Annotated in this window: 20 protein-coding genes; 10 read left to right on the forward strand and 10 right to left on the reverse strand. The window is 59.5% G+C overall.

Going from position 1 to position 19942, the window contains the following annotated elements; translation table 11 throughout:
* Nucleotides 1–113: 113 nt before the first annotated feature.
* The 3 genes from KRR23_RS10615 to KRR23_RS10625 form a co-directional block, all read right to left on the reverse strand.
* A complete protein-coding gene (locus KRR23_RS10615; RefSeq protein WP_054594896.1) occupies nt 114–671 on the reverse strand; it encodes an L-threonylcarbamoyladenylate synthase in 558 nt (185 codons plus the stop codon).
* 51 nt (nt 672–722) lie between these two features.
* Nucleotides 723–1826, reverse strand: coding sequence for a DNA-processing protein DprA (gene dprA, locus KRR23_RS10620; protein ID WP_216742467.1), 1104 nt, complete (start codon nt 1824–1826; stop codon nt 723–725).
* Nucleotides 1827–1906: 80 nt separating this feature from the next.
* Entirely contained in the window at nt 1907–2932 is a 1026-nt protein-coding gene (locus KRR23_RS10625) for a LysM peptidoglycan-binding domain-containing protein (RefSeq protein ID WP_216742468.1), read from the reverse strand.
* 171 nt (nt 2933–3103) lie between these two features.
* Here KRR23_RS10625 and def point away from each other — a divergent pair, with 171 nt between their 5' ends.
* From def to KRR23_RS10650, 5 genes are all read left to right on the forward strand, one after another.
* Nucleotides 3104–3610: a peptide deformylase gene (gene def / locus KRR23_RS10630; protein ID WP_216742469.1), complete on the forward strand. Its 507-nt coding sequence runs from the start codon at nt 3104–3106 to the stop codon at nt 3608–3610.
* A 69-nt stretch (nt 3611–3679) separates the two neighbouring features.
* Complete coding sequence (gene fmt / locus KRR23_RS10635) at nt 3680–4639, forward strand: methionyl-tRNA formyltransferase (RefSeq protein WP_216742470.1); 960 nt, start codon at nt 3680–3682, stop codon at nt 4637–4639.
* Nucleotides 4636–5946, forward strand: a complete 1311-nt coding sequence (gene rsmB / locus KRR23_RS10640; RefSeq protein ID WP_216742471.1) for a 16S rRNA (cytosine(967)-C(5))-methyltransferase RsmB — start codon at nt 4636–4638, stop codon at nt 5944–5946. The genes fmt and rsmB overlap by 4 nt, the downstream gene beginning before the upstream one ends.
* Nucleotides 5947–5969: 23 nt before the next feature.
* The gene (gene trkA, locus KRR23_RS10645) at nt 5970–7343 is read left to right on the forward strand and encodes a Trk system potassium transporter TrkA (protein ID WP_054594890.1); all 1374 of its coding nucleotides are present in this window, start codon (nt 5970–5972) and stop codon (nt 7341–7343) included.
* Nucleotides 7344–7521: 178 nt separating this feature from the next.
* Nucleotides 7522–7836 (forward strand): tetratricopeptide repeat protein, encoded by a 315-nt coding sequence (locus tag KRR23_RS10650; protein ID WP_216742472.1) that lies wholly within the window; start codon nt 7522–7524, stop codon nt 7834–7836.
* Between the two features lie 16 nt (nt 7837–7852).
* On the opposite strand, the gene KRR23_RS10655 is transcribed toward KRR23_RS10650, so the two are convergent.
* The 3 genes from KRR23_RS10655 to tag form a co-directional block, all read right to left on the reverse strand.
* Nucleotides 7853–8092: a PilZ domain-containing protein gene (locus KRR23_RS10655; protein WP_054594888.1), complete on the reverse strand. Its 240-nt coding sequence runs from the start codon at nt 8090–8092 to the stop codon at nt 7853–7855.
* A gap of 71 nt (nt 8093–8163) precedes the next feature.
* Complete coding sequence (locus KRR23_RS10660; RefSeq protein WP_216742473.1) at nt 8164–9051, reverse strand: lysophospholipid acyltransferase; 888 nt, start codon at nt 9049–9051, stop codon at nt 8164–8166.
* A gap of 51 nt (nt 9052–9102) precedes the next feature.
* Nucleotides 9103–9666 carry a DNA-3-methyladenine glycosylase I gene (tag, locus tag KRR23_RS10665; RefSeq protein ID WP_216742474.1) on the reverse strand — a complete coding sequence of 188 codons (564 nt, stop codon included), beginning with the start codon at nt 9664–9666 and terminating at the stop codon, nt 9103–9105.
* Between the two features lie 81 nt (nt 9667–9747).
* Here tag and glyQ point away from each other — a divergent pair, with 81 nt between their 5' ends.
* The 4 genes from glyQ (at nt 9748) to KRR23_RS10685 (ending at nt 14130) form a co-directional block, all read left to right on the forward strand.
* Nucleotides 9748–10701, forward strand: coding sequence for a glycine--tRNA ligase subunit alpha (gene glyQ, locus KRR23_RS10670; protein ID WP_031319418.1), 954 nt, complete (start codon nt 9748–9750; stop codon nt 10699–10701).
* Nucleotides 10698–12752 (forward strand): glycine--tRNA ligase subunit beta, encoded by a 2055-nt coding sequence (gene glyS / locus KRR23_RS10675; RefSeq protein ID WP_216742475.1) that lies wholly within the window; start codon nt 10698–10700, stop codon nt 12750–12752. Before glyQ ends, glyS begins: the two co-directional genes overlap by 4 nt.
* 4 nt (nt 12753–12756) lie before the next feature.
* Complete coding sequence (gmhB, locus tag KRR23_RS10680; RefSeq protein WP_216742694.1) at nt 12757–13296, forward strand: D-glycero-beta-D-manno-heptose 1,7-bisphosphate 7-phosphatase; 540 nt, start codon at nt 12757–12759, stop codon at nt 13294–13296.
* 63 nt (nt 13297–13359) lie between these two features.
* Nucleotides 13360–14130 (forward strand): 1-acyl-sn-glycerol-3-phosphate acyltransferase, encoded by a 771-nt coding sequence (locus tag KRR23_RS10685; protein WP_216742476.1) that lies wholly within the window; start codon nt 13360–13362, stop codon nt 14128–14130.
* Nucleotides 14131–14306: 176 nt separating this feature from the next.
* Here the strand turns inward: KRR23_RS10685 and KRR23_RS10690 are convergent, their stop codons facing one another.
* From KRR23_RS10690 to KRR23_RS10700, 3 genes are all read right to left on the reverse strand, one after another.
* Entirely contained in the window at nt 14307–16613 is a 2307-nt protein-coding gene (locus KRR23_RS10690; RefSeq protein ID WP_216742477.1) for a CHASE2 domain-containing protein, read from the reverse strand.
* Nucleotides 16614–16631: 18 nt separating this feature from the next.
* Nucleotides 16632–17633, reverse strand: a complete 1002-nt coding sequence (locus KRR23_RS10695; protein WP_216742478.1) for a FecR domain-containing protein — start codon at nt 17631–17633, stop codon at nt 16632–16634.
* Between the two features lie 429 nt (nt 17634–18062).
* A complete protein-coding gene (locus KRR23_RS10700; RefSeq protein WP_216742479.1) occupies nt 18063–18353 on the reverse strand; it encodes a hypothetical protein in 291 nt (96 codons plus the stop codon).
* A gap of 181 nt (nt 18354–18534) precedes the next feature.
* On the opposite strand from KRR23_RS10700, the gene KRR23_RS10705 reads away from it, so the two are divergent.
* Nucleotides 18535–19254, forward strand: coding sequence for a response regulator transcription factor (locus KRR23_RS10705; RefSeq protein ID WP_216742480.1), 720 nt, complete (start codon nt 18535–18537; stop codon nt 19252–19254).
* Nucleotides 19255–19376: 122 nt separating this feature from the next.
* Here KRR23_RS10705 and KRR23_RS10710 read toward each other — a convergent pair whose 3' ends face one another.
* Nucleotides 19377–19706, reverse strand: coding sequence for a hypothetical protein (locus tag KRR23_RS10710; protein ID WP_216742481.1), 330 nt, complete (start codon nt 19704–19706; stop codon nt 19377–19379).
* Between the last annotated feature and the right edge of the window lie 236 nt (nt 19707–19942).

A 19942-nucleotide genomic window follows, 5' to 3' on the forward strand; every position in this document is an offset into this window, starting at 1 on the left:
AGTCCTGTTGAATACAGAACTCAGGCCGCTCAGGCATAGACATGTAAACGTCCAGCTTTTTGGGGTCAGATCAGAGCGTGGGAACGATCATTGAGCCCCCTCACCACAAGGCCTCAGGCTGGGCGCACCACGTTGCCGGTCGCCAGATCGCGAATCAGGCTCGGGTTTTTCCGTCCGCCCAGATTCCCGCCCAGCACCAGATCGATTTGCCCGCGGAAATACTGTTCGACGCGAATTCGCGAACGCGCTGCCGGTCGGCCTTGCGGGTTGGCAGAAGTCGACACCAGTGGCCCGACCAGCGCGCATAAATCCCGCACCTGCGGGTGATCGCTAACCCGCAACGCCACGGTCTCGTGGACCCCGGTGATCCATTGCGGCAGCATGTTTTGATGGGGCACCAGCCAGGTATTCGGCCCCGGCCAGGTGCTGGCCATGCGATCCATCCACAGTTCCGGGAAGTCTTCGAACAGGAAGTCGAACTGGCGAATGTTGTCGGCAACCAGGATCAGGCCCTTTTCCACCGAACGGCCCTTGATCGCCAGCAAGCGATACACCGCCTCTTCATCCCACGGGTCGCAACCCAGGCCCCAGACCGCTTCGGTTGGATAGGCAATCACCGCCCCTGCGCGAATCGCTTGTGCGGCTTGTTGCACACGCCAACTGTTGACCATTACCGACTCTCCAAAATAAGGCTGTGCGCAGTTTACCGATCTTTCATGAAGCTAGCTTACGCGCGCAAACCAGCGTCCGCCTTCGCTCACCGCCCGACCCTCCATTTCAAGCTCCGTCAGCGCCGCCAATACCTTCGGCAACGCCCATCCCGCCGCGTCGGCCAGGCCCTCGCTGGTATGCGGGGCGGCGAACAGCAGGCACAGCAACGGATGATCGATGGGCGCCGCTGTTTCTGTGGATAACGGCAGATTCTGCCAACCACGCAGGCCTTCGAGGATATGTTCGATAGTCTCCACCAACACCGCGCCGTCACGGATCAACTGGTGGCAACCACGAGCCCCGGGGTGATGGATCGATCCTGGAATGGCATACACCTCGCGCCCCTGTTCCGCCGCCAGCCGCGCGGTAATCAGCGAGCCGCTGGCGACACTGGCCTCGACCACCAGCACGCCGAGGGATAAACCGCTGATGATCCGATTGCGCCGCGGGAAGTTGCTGGCCTGCGGTCCGGCGTCCAGCGGGAACTCGGAAACCACTGCACTGCCTTGCGCAATCATCGCGTCGGCAATCCGCCTATTGCGCTGTGGATAAAAATTTTCCAGGCCGGTGCCGAGCACTCCGACGGTCTGCCCTCCGACGTCCAGCGCGGCTTGATGCGCTGCCGCATCGATTCCCAATGCCAAGCCGCTGGTGATGACAAAACCGGCGCCTGCCAGGCTGCGGGAAAACGCCGTGGCGGTGTCCATCCCCGGCCTCGATGCGCGTCGGCTACCGACCATCGCCAGCTGCGGTTTTTCCAGAATGCCCGGATCGCCCGCGACAAATAACAGCGGTGGCGGGTCACTGATTTCTGCCAACAGAGCCGGGTAGCCCGGCTGGTCAACCATCAGTAAATACTGGCCTTCGCGCTCTAGCCAGGCTAATGCGTGGTAGGCGCCATCACGAATAAGCGGGCTACGCCGAGCGTCGGCGCACGCCGCTGGCAACCCCAACGCACGCCAGGCAGAGGCTGGTGCGCTGATGGCTTTTGAGGCCGAGCCAAAAGCTTCGAGCAGCTTTTGAAAACGTCGAGGGCCGAGCTCCGGAAGACGATGCAAACGCAAACGCGCTTCCAGTTCCGCCGGTGAAACCTGCGTAGGTGCGAACAGCGGCATAAGATCATCCTTGATCGTTATTGGTCGTGTTGAATCAGCAACAAGCTGTGGATAAGTCTGTTGGTAACTTGTTGAGTCTTTTACGGATTACGCACCTTGTCCATCACCGCGAGGGAGCGCGAAGCGTTGAGCACCAAGCCATAGCTGAGCTTTTCATAGGTGCGGAAGATCATCAGCAAACCGGCGCGTTCATCCGGTATTTTCACCTGTTCGCCCGTGACCCGGTCACGTACGGTTTCACCGGTTTTCATCACCACCAGCACGTTGCCTTCGGCCAAGCCGTCGCGCTGGCCCTTGTTCAAAGTGACCACATCGAGCGCACCGATCTGCGTAACACCGCGTGGCACGTCGATGATCAAGCCGTGAATATCGGTTTTCGGCGCGCTGGGCATGAAGGTTGAGTTGATCGCCCGTTCTTCGCCGCTGAACAAGCGGTCGCCGAGTCGAACTTCTTGAGTAGTGCGTTGCAAGGCGAGGGTGGCGACATCGCCTTCAGTGGCGATGATCTCGCCGCCGCCGATATCGTCGGCGTTGATCCCCAGAAACTCTTTGCTTTGCGGGTCGCTGTAGACCTTGCCCTGACGGAAAATGCCGTACACCGACTGCGCCGGGTCGAACTTGCCGCGTGCGTAGATGCGATCGCCCATGCCGCTGAGTACCCGTTCGGCGTCGCCGGCAACGATGTACGGCGCCTTGTTGAAGTCTTCGACGTTGTCGATGATGCGATTGCTCAACAGGAAACTGTTGATCGAGCGCAACGGAATACTCGGAATGGCGTCGGCCATCGGCGTGCTGCGCACTTGTGGCGAAAGCTTGAGAGTGCCGCGTGAAGCCCCGCGATTGAGGGTCAGGCGCGGTTGCCCGTTGATGTAGACCAGTGACAGCGAGTCGCCGGGATAGATCAGGTTGGGGTTTTCGATTTGCGGGTTGGCCTGCCAGAGTTCGGGCCATTTCCAGGGTTCGCGGAGGTATTTCCCTGAGATGTCCCAAAGTGTGTCGCCCGCCACCACGGTGTAATGCTGTGGAAAACCTTCCTTGAGTTGCACTTGTCCGTGTGCGAAACCGGCCGAGGCCAGAAGCAGCAAGGCGAGTAGTGATTTCCTCATGCGGTGAATCCCTTTATTATGTGCATTCGAGTAGAACGCCAGAGCCCCCGTGGCTCGCTCCCCCTCGCTAATGAGAAAGAAGGGAGCTACGTTTTACAACGGTAGCCTGCATCTTCGGACCCGCCAGGCAATCGGCCCTGACTTTACTTCACACGTGCAGCAATTACGCTTATGGCTATTTTGAACATCCTCGAATTTCCCGACCCGCGCCTACGTACTATCGCCAAACCGGTGGCCGTAGTGGACGACGAAGTGCGGCAGTTGGTCGATGACATGTTTGAAACAATGTATGAAGCACCCGGCATCGGCCTCGCGGCGACCCAGGTCAACGTGCACAAACGTATCGTGGTCATGGACCTTTCCGAAGACCGCAGCGAACCTCGGGTGTTCATCAATCCCGAGTTCGAAACCCTGACCGACGAGATGGGCCAGTATCAGGAAGGCTGCCTTTCGGTACCGGGCTTCTACGAAAACGTCGATCGCCCGCAGAAGGTCAAGATCAAGGCCCTGGACCGTGACGGCAAGCCGTTCGAGCTGATCGCCGAAGAGCTGCTGGCGGTGTGCATTCAGCATGAATGCGACCACCTCAACGGCAAATTGTTCGTCGACTACCTGTCCACGCTCAAACGCGACCGGATCAAGAAGAAACTGGAAAAGCTCCATCGCCAGAACGCTTGATGCCCTTCTTACAAAGGCTTGCTGCGGCAAGCCTTTTTCTTTTCCGCGTATTTTCAACCGAGAATTCCCATGACTGAGCCACTGCGCATCGTCTTTGCCGGCACCCCCGAATTTGCCGCCGAACACCTCAAGGCCCTGCTCGACAGCCCTCATGAGATCGTTGCGGTCTACACCCAACCGGATCGCCCGGCGGGTCGTGGGCAAAAGCTGATGCCGAGCCCGGTCAAGCAGTTGGCTCTGGAGCACAACATCCAGGTGCTGCAACCGCCGACCCTGCGCAACGCCGAGACCCAGACCGAACTGGCCGCACTCAAGCCGGACCTGATGGTCGTCGTTGCCTACGGTCTGATCCTGCCGCAAGTGGTGCTGGATATTCCGCGTCTGGGCTGCATCAACAGCCACGCCTCGTTGCTGCCACGCTGGCGTGGTGCGGCGCCGATCCAGCGCGCCGTCGAAGCGGGTGACAGTGAAAGCGGCGTGACCGTGATGCGCATGGAAGCCGGCCTCGACACCGGGCCGATGCTGCTCAAGGTCACCACGCCGATCAGCGCTGATGACACCGGTGGCAGCCTGCATGACCGTCTCGCCGAGATGGGCCCGCCAGCAGTGGTTCAGGCGATTGCCGGGTTGGCCGCCGGTACGCTGGAAGGCGAAATCCAGGACGACAGCCTGGCTACTTATGCTCACAAACTGAACAAAGACGAAGCGCGCATCGACTGGAACCGCCCAGCGGTTGAGCTGGAGCGTCTGGTTCGCGCGTTCAATCCGTGGCCGATCTGCCACAGCACGCTCAATGGCGAAGCCTTGAAAGTACTCGCGGCCAGCCTCGCCGAAGGCAAGGGCGCACCGGGCGAGATCCTCGGCGCCAGCAAAGACGGCTTGATCGTCGCCTGCGGTGAACAGGCGTTGTGCCTGACGCGCCTGCAATTGCCTGGTGGCAAGGCGCTGAACTTCAGCGACTTGTTCAACAGCCGTCGTGAGAAATTTGCCGTGGGCACCGTCCTGGGCCAAGCGGTGGACGCCCAATGAACCCGCGTCTGGCCGCCGCCAAGGCCCTGGCCGCCGTCCTTAACGGCAAGGCTTCGCTGAACAGTTCATTACCGACGCAACTGGACAAGGTCGAAGACCGCGATCGCGGTTTCACCCAGGACCTGGCCTTCGGCACCGCCCGCTGGCAGCCGCGCTTGTCGGCACTGGCTGCCAAGCTGCTGCAAAAGCCTTTCAAAGCTGCCGATGCTGACGTCGAAGCGCTGTTGCTGGTCGGCCTCTACCAGTTGCTGTACACCCGTGTCCCGGCCCACGCCGCCATCGGTGAAACCGTGGGTTGCGCCGACAAGCTGAAAAAACCGTGGGCCAAAGCCCTGCTCAACGCCGTGCTGCGCCGTGCCCAACGTGAAAGCGAAGCACTGCTGGCCGAGCTTGAGCACGATCCGGTGGTGCGCACCGCGCACCCGCGCTGGCTGCAAAAATCCCTCAAGGCGTTCTGGCCTGAACAGTGGGAAGCCATTTGCGCCGCGAACAACGCGCATCCACCAATGATTTTGCGGGTCAACCGTCGTCATCACACCCGCGATGCCTACCTCGCCTTGCTGAGCGATGCCGGTGTCGCGGCCAAACCGTGTGTGTTCAGTCGGGACGGCATCGTGCTCGACACACCAGGCGATGTGCGCCAACTGCCGGGTTTCGCCGAAGGCTGGATCAGCGTGCAAGACGAAGCCGCGCAACTGGCGGCGGACCTGCTGGACCTGGCGCCAGGCCAACGGGTGCTCGACGCCTGCTGCGCACCGGGCGGCAAGACCTGCCACATCCTCGAAGTCGAGCCGAAACTGGCCGGCGTAGTGGCCGTGGACCTGGAAGCCAAGCGTCTGGTTCGCGTGCGGGAAAACCTTGAGCGGCTGGGCCTCAGCGCCGAATTGATCGCCGCCGACGGCCGCGACACTCAGGCGTGGTGGGACGGCAAGCCGTTCCAGCGCATCCTGCTCGACGCGCCCTGCTCGGCGACCGGCGTGATTCGCCGCCACCCGGACATCAAACTGACCCGCCAACCGGATGACATCGCTGCGCTCGCGGTGCTTCAGGGCGAACTGCTCGACGCGATGTGGCCGACCCTCGACGTCGGCGGCATCCTGCTCTACGCCACCTGCTCGACCTTGCCGACCGAAAACACCGAAGTCATCGAAGCGTTCCTCGCCCGAACTCCGGGTGCTCGCGAGTTGGACATCGCCAGCCAGGCCGGCATCAAGCAACTGCATGGCCGCCAGTTGCTGGCACAAGAGGGCGGTCACGACGGGTTCTATTACGCCAAGCTGATCAAGATTGCCGCCGCGCGCGGTTAAGCGGACTTCAAGGGAGTGACCGGATGAAGATCATCATCCTCGGCGCGGGGCAGGTCGGCGGTACGCTGGCGGAACACTTGGCCAGCGAAGCGAACGACATCACCGTGGTCGATACCGACGGCGAACGCCTGCGGGATCTCGGTGACCGCCTCGACATCCGCACCGTGCAAGGTCGCGGCTCGTTCCCGACGGTGCTGCGCCAGGCTGGTGCCGACGACGCCGACATGCTGGTGGCGGTGACCAACAGCGACGAGACCAATATGGTCGCCTGCCAGGTCGCGCACACCCTGTTCCATACGCCGACCAAGATCGCCCGGGTGCGCGAAGCCGCGTACCTGACCCGCGCCGGCCTGTTCGACAACGACGCGATTCCGGTCGACGTGCTGATCAGCCCCGAACAAGTGGTGACCCATTACATCAAGCGCCTGATCGAGCACCCCGGTGCATTGCAGGTGATAGATTTTGCCGAGGGCAAGGCCCAACTGGTGGCGGTCAAGGCCTACTACGGCGGACCGTTGGTGGGGCAGCAATTGCGCCAGTTGCGCGAACACATGCCGAACGTCGATACCCGCGTGGCGGCGATTTTCCGTCGTGATCGACCGATCCTGCCGCAAGGCGATACGGTGATCGAAGCCGACGACGAAGTGTTTTTTATCGCGGCCAAAGCGAACATTCGCGCCGTGATGAGCGAAATGCGCCGGCTCGACGAGAGCTACAAACGCATCGTCATCGCCGGTGGCGGGCAGATCGGCGAGCGGCTGGCCGAGGCGATTGAAAGCCGCTATCAGGTGAAGATCATCGAGATGAACCCGGCGCGCTGCCGTTACCTCTCGGACACCCTCGACAGCACCGTGGTGTTGCAGGGCAGCGCCTCGGACCGCGATTTACTGCTGGAAGAGAATATCGCCGACGCCGATCTGTTCCTGGCGCTGACCAACGACGACGAAGCCAACATCATGTCGTCGCTGTTGGCCAAACGCCTGGGCGCGAAGAAGGTGATGACCATCATCAACAACCCGGCCTATGTCGACCTGATCCAGGGCGGTGACATCGACATCGCCATCAGCCCGCAACTGGCGACTATCGGCACTTTGCTGGCCCACGTGCGCCGGGGCGATATCGTCAGCGTGCACTCACTGCGTCGCGGTGCGGCAGAAGCCATCGAGGCGATTGCCCATGGTGACGCAAAGTCGAGCAAGGTGATCGGCAAGGCCATCGAAAACATCGTCCTGCCGCCGGGGACTACTATTGGTGCGATCATTCGCGACGAAGAAGTGTTGATCGCCCACGACGACACCGTGATCGAAGCCGGCGACCATGTGATTCTGTTCCTTGTGGATAAAAAGCATATTCGCGATGTGGAGAAGTTGTTCCACGTGGGGTTGAGCTTTTTCTGATCTGTGCGCAATTGTGGCGAGGGAGCTTGCTCCCGCTCGGCTGCGCAGCAGTCGCAAAATCTGCAACTATGTTCTTTCAGACACATCGAGTCAGCTGAGTTGCGACCGCTTCGCGCTCGAGCGGGAGCAAGCTCCCTCGCCACGGAAGCCATTCGACACCCATTCAAGGAGCCCAAAGATGATCGAATCGCTGGAAAAAATGCTCGCCAAGGGTGTGGATAACTCGCTGCTGCGCTTCGGTCTGGGCAAGGGTTATCTGGATCTGGGCGAACATGCCAAGGCGGCCGAGCATTTCACCCGCTGCGTGGAGTTCGATCCGAAATACTCGGCAGCCTGGAAGTTGCTGGGCAAGGCTTATTTGGCGCAGGCAAACCATGCAGCCGCCCGTCAGGCCTGGGAGCAGGGCCTGGAAGCCGCCCGCGCGCATGGCGACAAGCAGGCGGAAAAGGAAATGACGGTGTTTCTGAAGAAGCTTGACCGGTTGGGTAACTGATCAAAAAACGCCCAGTTCAAAGGTAACGCAGGCCGATGCCTTCAGCGTCGACCTGCACCACTTCCATGCGCACTCGCGGCGCACCGCACGGCAAACCCTGCACCTGGCCATAGACCACGGCGCCCTTGGCCAACGCCGCGAGCGTCGGATGCTTCACATAGACGCCGCTGGCGGAAAGGTTGCGAGTCTGACCCAGGCACTCGCCGAAGCTCTCGTGCTGAATCTTGATTCGAAATGACTTACGGTGTTCGGACATCTTCTGCGCCCTTGATTGAACGGTTGTGGATAACCCCAGCCCAAGGTTATCCACAGATCATGCCAATTGGATCAATACCAGCGCTCTTCGCCCGGCGGGCGTTTCTTGAAGCGCTTCATGCTCCACATGTATTGGCTCGGGTAAGCCCGCACATATTTCTCGACGATCTGGCTCATGGCCGCGCAAGACGTCTCGGTATCGGTGCTGTACATGGCCTCGGGCGCGGCTTCCAGGATCACTTTGTAGCCTGAACCGTCCGGCAGGCGCAGGGCGTGCAGGAAGACGCCGACCGCTTTGCCGCCCGCGAGCATGTTCGGCACGAACTTGCTGGTCAAAGCCTTGGTGGCGAAGAAGGGCACGAAGATCCCGGCGGATTCGGCCGGTTCCGGGTCAGCCGGAATCCCCACTGCACCACCTTTGCGCACTTCCTTGATGACGCTGAGGATGCCTTCCTTGGTAGAAGCTGCCACGCGGTTGCCCAATTGCACCCGTTGCTTGCGCAGTAATTCATCCACCGCCTTGAGCTTGGGCGGACGGTAGAAAATGATCGGTTTGCACTGGCTGCAATAGAAGTGGTTCAACACTTCCCAGTTGCCCAGGTGGCTGGTGATGCCGACCACGCCTTTGCCCGAGGCCAGCGCGTCCTTGAGCACATCGAGGCCTTCGACTTCACGCACCAGATCGATGGAGCGCTGGGCCGGCCAGATCCAGGCGCAGGCGCTTTCGGTCAATGATTTGCCGATGTCCATCAGGCTTTGCCCGACCAGACGCTCACGCTCGACGGCGTCCATTTCGGGGAAGCACTTGGCGAGGTTGATGCGCACCACATCGCGGGAACGGTTGGGGGTTTTCCACATGACCCAGCCAATCGCCGCGCCTACCGTTTGCACCGCCCGCCACGGGAGCAAGGCAAACAAACGCAGAGCGCCTACCAGCAAGGCGCCTTTAAACTTATCCACAGGTCACTCCTGATCTTCTGAACCGACGTCATGAACCTTGTCGCGAGCCGGCTATTCTAACCGCCCACTGCGCAAGATGGCGTAACGATCACAATCGGTGGTGTGATCCATGACCATGCCCGAGGCCTGCATCAAGGCATAGCAGATGGTTGGGCCGACAAACGTGAAGCCGGCTTTTTTCAGACCTTTGCTCATCTCCACGGCGGCCGGCGTCACGGCCGGCACTTCGCTGCGATCCTTGAAATGATTGATCTTCGGGACGCCGCCGACAAACGACCAGAGCAACGCCACCGGGTCCTCCAGCGCCATCCAGGCCTGGGCATTGCGGCGTGCGGCGTTTAGTTTGAGACGGTTGCGGATGATTCCCGGATCGAGCATCAAATCGTCGATTTCGGCGTCGCTCATCTGCGCCACCCGTTGTACATCGAAGCCGAACAACACCTCACGGTAGCGCTCGCGTTTCTTCAGCACGGTGATCCATGACAGGCCGGCCTGGAACCCTTCGAGCAAAAGCAACTCGAACAAGCGCTGCGCATCGCGTAGCGGTACGCCCCACTCCTGATCGTGATAAGCCATGTACAGCGGATCTTCGGAACACCAAAAGCAGCGTGGCATAAGGCTCCAGGGGGCGTGCGGACGAATGAATCGGGTATACTCCCGCTCTTTAAATCGCAGCCCAAGAAACAGGTGAATTTCGTGAGCCAGCCTACGCCAGCCGTGCGTACCTTCCAAGACTTGATCCTCGCCCTCCAGCAATACTGGGCCGAGCAAGGTTGTGTGGTACTTCAGCCCTACGATATGGAAGTAGGCGCCGGCACTTTCCATACTGCCACGTTCCTGCGCGCCATTGGCCCGGAAACCTGGAACGCCGCTTATGTGCAGCCCAGTCGTCGCCCGACTGACGGCCGCTACGGCGAAAACCCGAACCGTCTGCAGCACTACTACCAGTTCCAGGTAGTCCTGAAGCCGAACCCGGACAACTTCCAGGAACTGTACCTGGGCTCCCTCAAGCACGTGGGCCTGGACCCATTGGTGCACGACATCCGTTTCGTCGAAGACAACTGGGAATCGCCGACCCTCGGTGCCTGGGGCCTGGGCTGGGAAGTCTGGCTCAACGGCATGGAAGTGACGCAATTCACCTACTTCCAGGCGGCGGGCGGCATCGAGTGCTACCCGGTGACCGGCGAGATCACCTACGGCCTCGAACGTCTGGCCATGTACCTGCAAGGCGTGGACTCGGTCTACGACCTGGTCTGGGCTGACGGTCCATTCGGCAAAGTGACCTACGGCGACGTGTTCCACCAGAACGAAGTGGAGCAGTCGACCTACAACTTCGAACACGCCAACGTCGAGAAACTGTTCGAACTGTTCGATTTCTACGAAAGCGAAGCCAAGCGCCTGATCGAACTCGATCAACCACTGCCGCTGCCAAGCTACGAAATGGTCCTGAAGGCCTCGCACACCTTCAACCTGCTGGATGCACGCCGGGCGATCTCGGTGACTGCGCGTCAGCAATACATTCTGCGTGTTCGCACCCTGGCGCGTTCCGTTGCTCAAGCCTACCTGTTGGCTCGCGCCAAGCTGGGCTTCCCGATGGCGACCCCGGATTTGCGTGATGAAGTGTTGGCTAAGCTGGAGGCTGCACAATGAGTGCTCAAGATTTCCTGGTTGAACTGGGCACCGAAGAGCTGCCACCCAAGGCCCTGAACACCCTGGCCGATGCGTTCCTCGCCGGTATCGAGAAGGGCCTGCTGGCCGCTGGCCTGGGCTTTGAAGCCAAACAGGTCTACGCCGCACCGCGTCGTCTGGCCGTGCTGATCACCAAACTGGCCACTCAACAGCCGGATCGCAGCATCAACCTCGATGGCCCGCCACGTCAGGCCGCCTTCGATGCCGAAGGCAATCCGACCCAGGCCGCCCTGGGCTTCGCCAAGAAGTGCGGCGTAGAGCTGAGCGAAATCGATCAAAGCGGGCCGAAGCTGCGTTACAGCCAAAGCATCGCCGGCAAGCCGACCATCAGCCTGTTGCCGACTATCGTCGAAGACTCGTTGAACGACCTGCCGATTCCCAAGCGCATGCGCTGGGGCGCTCGCAAGGAAGAATTCGTTCGCCCAACCCAATGGCTGGTGATGCTGCTCGGCGACCAGGTGGTCGACTGCACCATCCTCGCCCAGAAGGCCGGTCGCGATTCCCGTGGCCACCGCTTCCATCACCCGGAAAGCGTGCGCATCACTTCGCCAGCCAACTACCTGAACGACCTGCGCGCAGCCTACGTACTGGCCGATGCCAATGAGCGCCGCGAGCTGATCAGCACGCGTACCGCCGAACTGGCCACTCGTCAGGAAGGGACCGCGATCGTTCCGCCAGACCTGCTCGATGAAGTGACCGCGCTGGTGGAATGGCCAGTGCCGCTGGTGTGCTCGTTCGAGGAGCGCTTCCTCGATGTGCCGCAAGAAGCCCTGATCACCACCATGCAGGACAACCAGAAGTACTTCTGCCTGCTGGATGCCGACGGCAAGTTGCTGCCACGTTTCATTACCGTGGCCAACATCGAGAGCAAAGACCCGCAGCAGATCATCGACGGTAACGAGAAAGTGGTTCGTCCACGCCTGACCGACGCCGAATTCTTCTTCAAGCAAGACAAGAAGCAGAAACTCGAAGACTTCAACCTGCGCCTGCAAAACGTGGTGTTCCAGGAAAAACTCGGCAGCGTCTATGACAAGGCCGAGCGCGTTTCAAAACTGGCCGCATTCATCGCTCAACGCATTGGCGGCAACGCCGCGTGGGCAGCGCGCGCAGGCCTGCTGTCGAAGTGCGACCTGGCAACCGAGATGGTCGGTGAGTTCCCGGAGATGCAAGGTGTCGCCGGTTACTACTACGCCCTCAACGATGGCGAGCCGGAAGATGTCGCACTGGCGCTGAACGAGCAGTACATGCCGCGCGGTGCCGGCGCTGAACTGCCGACCACCCTGACCGGTGCGGCCGTGGCCATCGCCGACAAGCTCGACACCCTGGTCGGGATCTTTGGTGTCGGCATGCTGCCAACCGGTAGCAAAGACCCGTATGCCCTGCGCCGTGCTGCGCTGGGCGTATTGCGGATCCTGATCGACAAGAAGCTCGACCTAGACCTGACCGACGCCGTGGCATTCGCTGTCAATGCGTTCGGCAGCAAGGTCAAGGCTGCCGGCCTGGCTGATTCAGTGCTGGAGTTCGTCTTCGACCGTCTGCGTGCCCGTTACGAAGACGAAGGCGTGGATGTGGCCACTTACCTGTCGGTTCGTGCCCTGAAACCGGGCTCGGCGCTGGACTTCGATCAGCGCGTACAAGCGGTGGAAGCGTTCCGCAAATTGCCGGAAGCCGCTGCATTGGCCGCTGTGAACAAGCGTGTGTCGAACCTGCTGAGCAAAATCGAAGGCAGCGTGCCGAGCACCGTTGAAGCCAAGTACTTCGACAACGCCGCCGAATTCTCCCTGTACTCGGCGATCCAGCAAGCGGATCAAGCGGTGCAGCCAATGGCTGCAGCCCGTCAGTACAGCGAATCGCTGGCGCGTCTGGCCGCGTTGCGCGAGCCGGTCGATGCGTTCTTCGAAGCCGTGATGGTCAACGCGGAAGACGCCAAGGTCCGCGCCAACCGTTATGCGTTGCTGGCACGTTTGCGCGGTCTGTTCCTCGGCGTTGCCGACATCTCGTTGCTGGGCTGAGGAGCTGCTGTTGAAACTGCTGATTATCGATCGGGACGGAGTGATCAATTACGACTCCGACGCTTACATCAAGTCGGTGGAAGAGTGGATTCCGCTCCCGGGCTCGATCGAAGCCATCGCGCAGTTGAGCAAGGCCGGCTGGACGGTAGCTGTCGCTACCAACCAGTCCGGCATTGCTCGCGGCTACTACGATGTCGCCACCCTCGACGCCATGCACGAGCGCTTGCGCACGTTGGTGGCGGAGCAGGGTGGTGAGGTCGGGCTGATCGTCTATTGCCCGCATGGGCCGGACGAGGGCTGCGACTGTCGTAAGCCCAAACCTGGCATGCTTGAAACCATTGCCGCACATTACGACGTGGCGCTGACAAACCTGTGGTTCGTCGGCGACAGTCTCGGTGACCTGGAGGCGGCAAAAGCCGTCGACTGTCAGCCAGTTTTGGTAAAAACCGGGAAAGGCGGAAAGACTCAGGGCTTGACCCTACCGGTAGGTACTTTGATTTTTGACGATCTGGCGGCGATTGCCGCAGAACTTATCCACAACTAGGGCGATTCTGACATCCTGATCAAGGACTGTTCGGGGGCGCACTTTTAATAGGCAAATGCCGCTATGTCGATCTTGCAGGCAATCAGAACCTTTCTTTTTTACCTGCTGCTGGGCACCAGCTCGTTGCTCTGGTGCAGCCTGAGCTTTTTTATCGCGCCTTTTTTACCGTTCAAGGCGCGCTACCGTTTCATCAACGTCTACTGGTGCCGCTGCGCGCTGTGGCTGAGCAAGGTGTTCCTGGACATTGACTATGAAGTCAAAGGCGCCGAAAACATCCCTGACCAGCCGTGCGTGATTCTGTCGAACCACCAGAGCACCTGGGAGACGTTCTTTCTGTCGGCCTACTTCGAGCCGTTGAGCCAGGTGCTCAAGCGCGAACTGCTGTATGTGCCGTTCTTCGGCTGGGCGATGGCCATGTTGCGACCGATCGCCATCGACCGCGACAACCCGAAAGCCGCGCTCAAGCATGTGGCGAAGAAGGGCGATGAACTGCTCAAGGACAATGTCTGGGTGCTGATCTTCCCGGAAGGCACCCGCGTTCCGTTCGGCACGGTGGGCAAGTTCTCTCGTGGTGGTACGGCGCTGGCGGTCAATGCGCAGTTGCCTGTGCTGCCAATCGCGCATAACGCCGGCAAGTTCTGGCCGAAAACCGGTTGGCTGAAAACACCTGGCACCATCACCGTTGTCATTGGTGCGCCGATGTACGCCGAAGGCAGCGGCCCACGAGCGATTGCCGAGCTCAACGACCGTGCTGCGGCCTGGAACGAACAGACCCAACGAGACATGGGCTCGCTACCGCCACTGCCTGCTGCGGCGGATAAAGAGGCTGTCTGAGGTTCTGTGGATAACCTGTGTACCGTTTTGTTGAAAAGCGTCTTATTTGTTAGCTAAATTTATGATTTATATAGATATTTCTTAAGCTCATAAAACGCCGAAAAAGGTGCATAAGTTTTCACGACGCAAAAAAAACCGGCTATTTGCGCCGGTTTTTATGCCTGTTTAAAAGTCCTTCACCCTTCCAGCAACGGCAGTTGAACGCTGAAGGTCGTGCCTTTCCCGATCCGGCTTTCACAGAATATCCGTCCACCGTGTCGATCCACCACGGCTTTGACCATGGACAACCCCAGACCCAATCCGTCACTGCCTTGAGACGATGCAAAGCGCCGGTACTGGCTGAACAGCTCAGGCAGCTCCTCGGCCGTAATTCCTTTGCCCTGGTCAGTGATCTCGCAGGTCAGCCAGCCCTGTGCGCAACTCACCCGCACGCGGACCTGCGAACCTGCCGGGCTGTACTTGATGGCGTTTTCCAACAGGTTGAACAGCGCCCGGGTCAGCAACGACTGGTCGGCCAGGACCATGCCTTCCGCATCGATATCCAGATCATGCAGCAACTCGATCTGCTTGAGCTGCGCGGTACTCATCGCTTGATCGAACGCATCGAGCACCAGCATCGCGAACATGCTCGGTTCGAACTGGTAAGCCTCGGACTCGGCTTTGGCCAGCTGCACAAAGGCCTCGGTCAGACTCAAGGCTTTGCGCACTTGCAACTCGATCTGGCTGAACAACTGCGTATCGCCCGTGCCTTGGTAATGCTGAACGTCGAGCAAGGCCAGAATCGCCGAGTGCGGCGCACGCAGGTCATGGGAAAGAAACCGCAACAGCACCGCGCGCTGTTCCTCGGCATCGCGCTCGACGCTCAGGTCCGTCAGGCTAAGCAACCAGCCAATCGCCGTTCCGCCTTCAGCCGGCAGCAATGGCGCCAGGTCCATACGCAAACTTCGCCCTTGGGTATCGCGAAACTCGTTGGTCTCAAGCGTCGACAACACAGGACTTCCCTGCTCGAGCAGCCCCGGATAACCAATCTCCGAGAGCCGTCGCAGCAGGTCTTCGCCGACCAGATCGCTGGCAAACAGCCCCCGCGCATTGCGGTTGGCCAGCAGGATCCGTCCGTTCGGATCGCTGATCAGCGTCGCCACCGGCAGGTATTCCAGACCGTCGGCGATGAAGCGTCGGGTATCGCGCGTCCGGCTCATCGCCTGTTCCAGCGCGACGATCTGCCCCTGCAATACATCGCCGGCCGGTGACGGCGTGCGGCGGCGCTCTGGAAACACTTTCGGCTCACTATCAAGCCGGGCCAATTCCCAGCCGAAGTAGGCGAGCACCGCGCTCAGGCGTCGCCAGCTCCAGATCAGGTAACCCAGCAGCATTCCGAGCAAACTGGCTGCGGGCGACCACCAGCAACCCGCTCGAAGCAACAGAGCCGAGGTGAGCAGGGCCATCACCATGCATCCCAGGGTCAACCACAAGGCGCGCCGTGGACGGAACAGCAGCAAGGCCAGCAGCAACGCGACGATGACCGTCGACAACCCACCCCCCCAGCCATCGGCGAGCACCACGATACTGCGCTGTTGCAGCAGACCGTTGAGGATGTTGGCTTGAATCTCGATGCCCGGTGTTGTGCCAATACTCTCCGATTGCGGTGTCACATAGCGGTCGCCCAGCCCAGGCGCCGTGGAGCCAATCAGGATCAAACGATCACGCAACAACTCGGGCGGGACTTCGCCGCGCAGCACGCTGACGTAGGGAACACTGGGGAAACCTGCATTCGCGCTGATAAAGGGAATTCGAATGCCGTTGGTTCGTTGCCAGCCTTGAACCGTCAGTGACAATGGCGAGCCGGGCAGGGTATCCGGGCCGTTTGTGGTCATCTCGTAGAGCAGCCAGGCCAATTGCGCTCTCGGGTCGCGCTCAGGGCCTTCACGCAGGTATACGCTGCGCACGATGCCATCGGCATCCGCCTCGGCGTTGATATGTCCGATGCCTTTGGCGCATTGACTCAACGGCGCAACAGGTTCGATTTCACCCAGCGGCTGCCCATAACGCGCAACCCCTTCGCGCAGCAAAGGCACGAACACGTTACCGGCCCGGCACATCGCTTGTGCCAGTCGCAGGTCGTTGTCGGGAAGTTTGTCGGGCTCACTGAAAATGACGTCGAACAGTACGCCCTTGGCCTTCGCATCGGTAAGCCGATCCAGCAGGTCGGCATGCAAGGTTCGTGACCAGGGCCACTGACCGAGTTGCTGCAGGCTGTAATCGTCGATAGTGACGATGAGAATTCGTGGGTCGACCGGGAGCGGGCTCAATCGACGCAGGTTGTCGTACAGCAGATTGCTCAGCGTCAGCCCATGGCTCAAGGACAGAATCGCCGTCAACGGCAGCAGGATCAGACTGACCCACAGCCATTCCCGGACCATCCGATGAAACAGCCGCTGGGCCTGAGTCGGCTCGCGACCTTCCTTCCTTGGCCTGTGCTTCATCGGCAAATAACCGAGTCGCTATTGGACACGCGTGATCCTGGGGTAATAGAAGATGTCATATACCCCGGTTTCTCCCTCAAGCCCCTGCGCGTCGTACGCAGAGAGTCGAACATGGTAGAAAAATGCCTTCAATCCACTGAAGTTGATCTCTGGCGTGCTGGAAAACTGTTCCTGCTTGATGTTCAGGAAGTCTGTGTCGGTCGCCACTTGCGCCCGGTAGCGCGTGGCCCCGTTCAAGGGTTTCATGATCAACTGCCAGACCGGTGCAGGGCCAGTTTGACCGGTCTGCCCCAACAACTGCGGTGCCGGCAACAGCTCGCTCGGCGTCAGCTTGCCTTCCTTCTGAATGCGTAACCCCTGGCGAGCCATGACCTGCACTTCATCTACCGGTTTTTCGGCTTTTTTCGCGAGTGGTTTGCCCGTGCGTTTTTTCGCTGGCGCGTCAAGGTTTTCACCACGATCGACCGCCACCTGGCCATTCAGCACTTCGATCAGCGATTGCCCATTGTCGTTGTTTCTCACCCGAAAGTGGGTGCCTCGGACCCCGAGCACACCGACCGGCGTCACAATCTGAAAACGATCATAGTCGCTGGCGCGCTTGATCACATACGACTCGACCTGACCTTGCTCAAGAATCACCTGAGGGACAACGAGCTCTTCGTTCAAACGCAACGTGACCTGCGAACTGGACGGCAGAACGATGCGTGATCCATCGCCCAGCGACAGGCTGACAAACGCCGAAGGGGAGGTCTTCACGCTTTCCTGCTCGTCAACCGTCATCCCTTCTTCGAGCGCCACCTGATTGCCCTTTCGATCGAGCTTCCAGGCTTCACCCGTCAGGTGTTCGACAGTGGCGGGCAGGGGTTGTCCACGGCATTGCTGGTTGTCATCGATATACGGCAAGCGCTTTGAGCTGTAGAACGCTGCGGATGCGCTCTGGGTCAACGGACTCACAAGGCCAATGACCAGAAACAGGCAGGTGCCCAGGTGGCGACAATGCAAAAAAGTCATTTGGCTCATTGGATTCGCTTTTCAGGCTTTTATTAGAATCTGGCCGATCATCTGATTCATCAGCCTTACGCACCTTACCCGACAGGGCTCTGCGGCAGATAGCCCACGTCTATGCATAACGCCCACATCCATTACAAAAGCAGTCGCGGATATCCATGAAGGCAAACAAATCGAAGAGGGGAGGAGGTGACACATCCGTGTGTCGGAACCGAGTCAGTATCAATCCGGTTTTACAATGTGAGACGGCACTCCTTTTTTTCCCCTGAACTGCAGACCGCAAGCGAACCGGCGATCGGCGGTCCCGCCAGGTTGGCGATGACACTCCCTGTGTCGGAGCACTTCCGAATGCTCCTGTGCCACTCAACGCTTGAGAATTTACCGACCCCGACGTTCGATGAGGCAATTCTCCACATTTGTTCAGAATTGCCCGAGTCCGCGTTAGAACACCCAGCGCTGCTGCTCTTCAGGAAGCCGCAGTGGCACCGGTTGCTCGCCGTCCGCAGGAGTGCTCACCGGTGCAAAGCCCCGTGAGTCACTAAACGCCACATTCACCACCGCTGGACTGAAATAGCGCTGTGTCACATGTTCATTCGGTGCTTCGCTGCTTGAACTCACAGTCTGCGAAGCAACTCCTACATAAGCCAAAAATGCCAACGACAGGCAGCGTGCCAGCGCCTTGTCCCTGGTCACCTTCACGATCAGTGCACGAACATTCCGACTGTTCCTCATCGTTGCGTCCTCGAGTCTTCGAGCTGATATCTGCCGATTGCCGGCCAATTGATATCAGCCTACCCAGACGCAAGGAACCTGGAGCAATTCACCACAATTGTTCAGATTCAGACAATCAGCCTAAACTCCGCACATAGGATTTTTTACCCATCGCACTCTACGAGATGAAGGAACGCCCCGCATGCGTGTCGCAATACTGGATGACGAACCCGCCGAGCTACGCCGGGTGGAACAGACACTGCGACAGATTCCCGGAGCCGGAGAGCAAGCGTGGACCTTGCACAGCTTCGAGCGCGGCGAAGACCTGCTACGCCAGCTTCGACGCGAGACCTTCGATCTGTTGATACTCGACTGGCAGCTGCCTGATCTCAGCGGTCTATCGCTGCTGCGCTGGACCCGTGAGCATATGGAGGCACCTCCCGCCGCCATCATGCTCACCAGCCGCGATGCCGAGAGTGACATCGTCCAGGCGTTGAACGCCGGCGCCGACGATTACGTCAGCAAACCGTTCCGTCCCAACGAGCTCCAGGCCCGTGTCAGTGCCGTACTGCGCCGACACGGCTTGCAGCGCAATGCTGCCAGCGAAGTGCTGAGTTTCAACGATCTGAACTTCGATGACGCCGAACTGACAGTGACCCGCGCTGGAAAACCCATCAGCCTGACCGAACGGGAATACCGTCTGGCCCGCTGCCTGTTTGCCAACCTGGGCCGGCCGCTGTCGCGGGAATATCTCTACGAGCGTTTCTGGACCCATGAAGAGATGGTGTCTTCACGGCCACTGGATACGCATATCTACCGCCTGCGCAACAAGCTGGGGCTGACGGCCGATCGGGGTTGGCAGTTGCTGACGATCTACGGGTATGGGTATCGACTGGAAAGTGTCGCGGCTGCGAGCGAGTAAATTTTCACAGGTTTCTCGTGAGCAAAAAAAGGCCAACGCTGAGCGTTGGCCTTTTTCAGTTTTGCAGGTTGTACCGGGTGCAGTCTCAAAACAGACACCCATTCGGTAGAAGAAAATTGAACCTAGCCGCCAATCTGGTGGCTTACCGCATTTTCTTGCTGGTTAAGGCTCTTTTGTTCCTGCTTGGTGATGTGCCCTTTATTCTGGCTAGCCATGTCCCGTTCTTCCTGACGAATCTGGCGGTCTTCCTTATGCAGATTGGCCGCCTGTCCCTTGGTCATTTCACCCTCTTTGACTTCGTTATGGATTCGCTTGTTCTGGTTGGCCAGACGAGTATTTACCTCGGCTCGACGCGGGTGATCTTTTTTCCACTGGCCATCAGCAGCCATTGCATTACCGGCAACCATACCCACAACGGCGGACAACAAAACAGCAGCAAGCTTCTTAGACATGTTTGATTCCTACTGAACGCTTTAAGGGCTGGCCCGGTTGATTTGATCAGTACCGCCGGCCATGTAATTACTGAGTCGTCCCTAGTTTCATAGACACGATTCAGTCTCGCCAGTTCACTATTGCTGAAGCCAAAAGGAAGCTTTCAGTACAGGATCTCTAAGGATAGTCGAGCCTCGATGTTCAAAAAAAATGCAAAAAAAAAAGCCAGCGCGGTGCGCTGGCCTTTTTTCTGGCT

This window comes from Pseudomonas sp. CVAP#3 (assembly GCF_018986375.1).
In the GTDB taxonomy this organism is placed as follows: Bacteria; Pseudomonadota; Gammaproteobacteria; order Pseudomonadales; family Pseudomonadaceae; genus Aquipseudomonas; species Aquipseudomonas helvetica.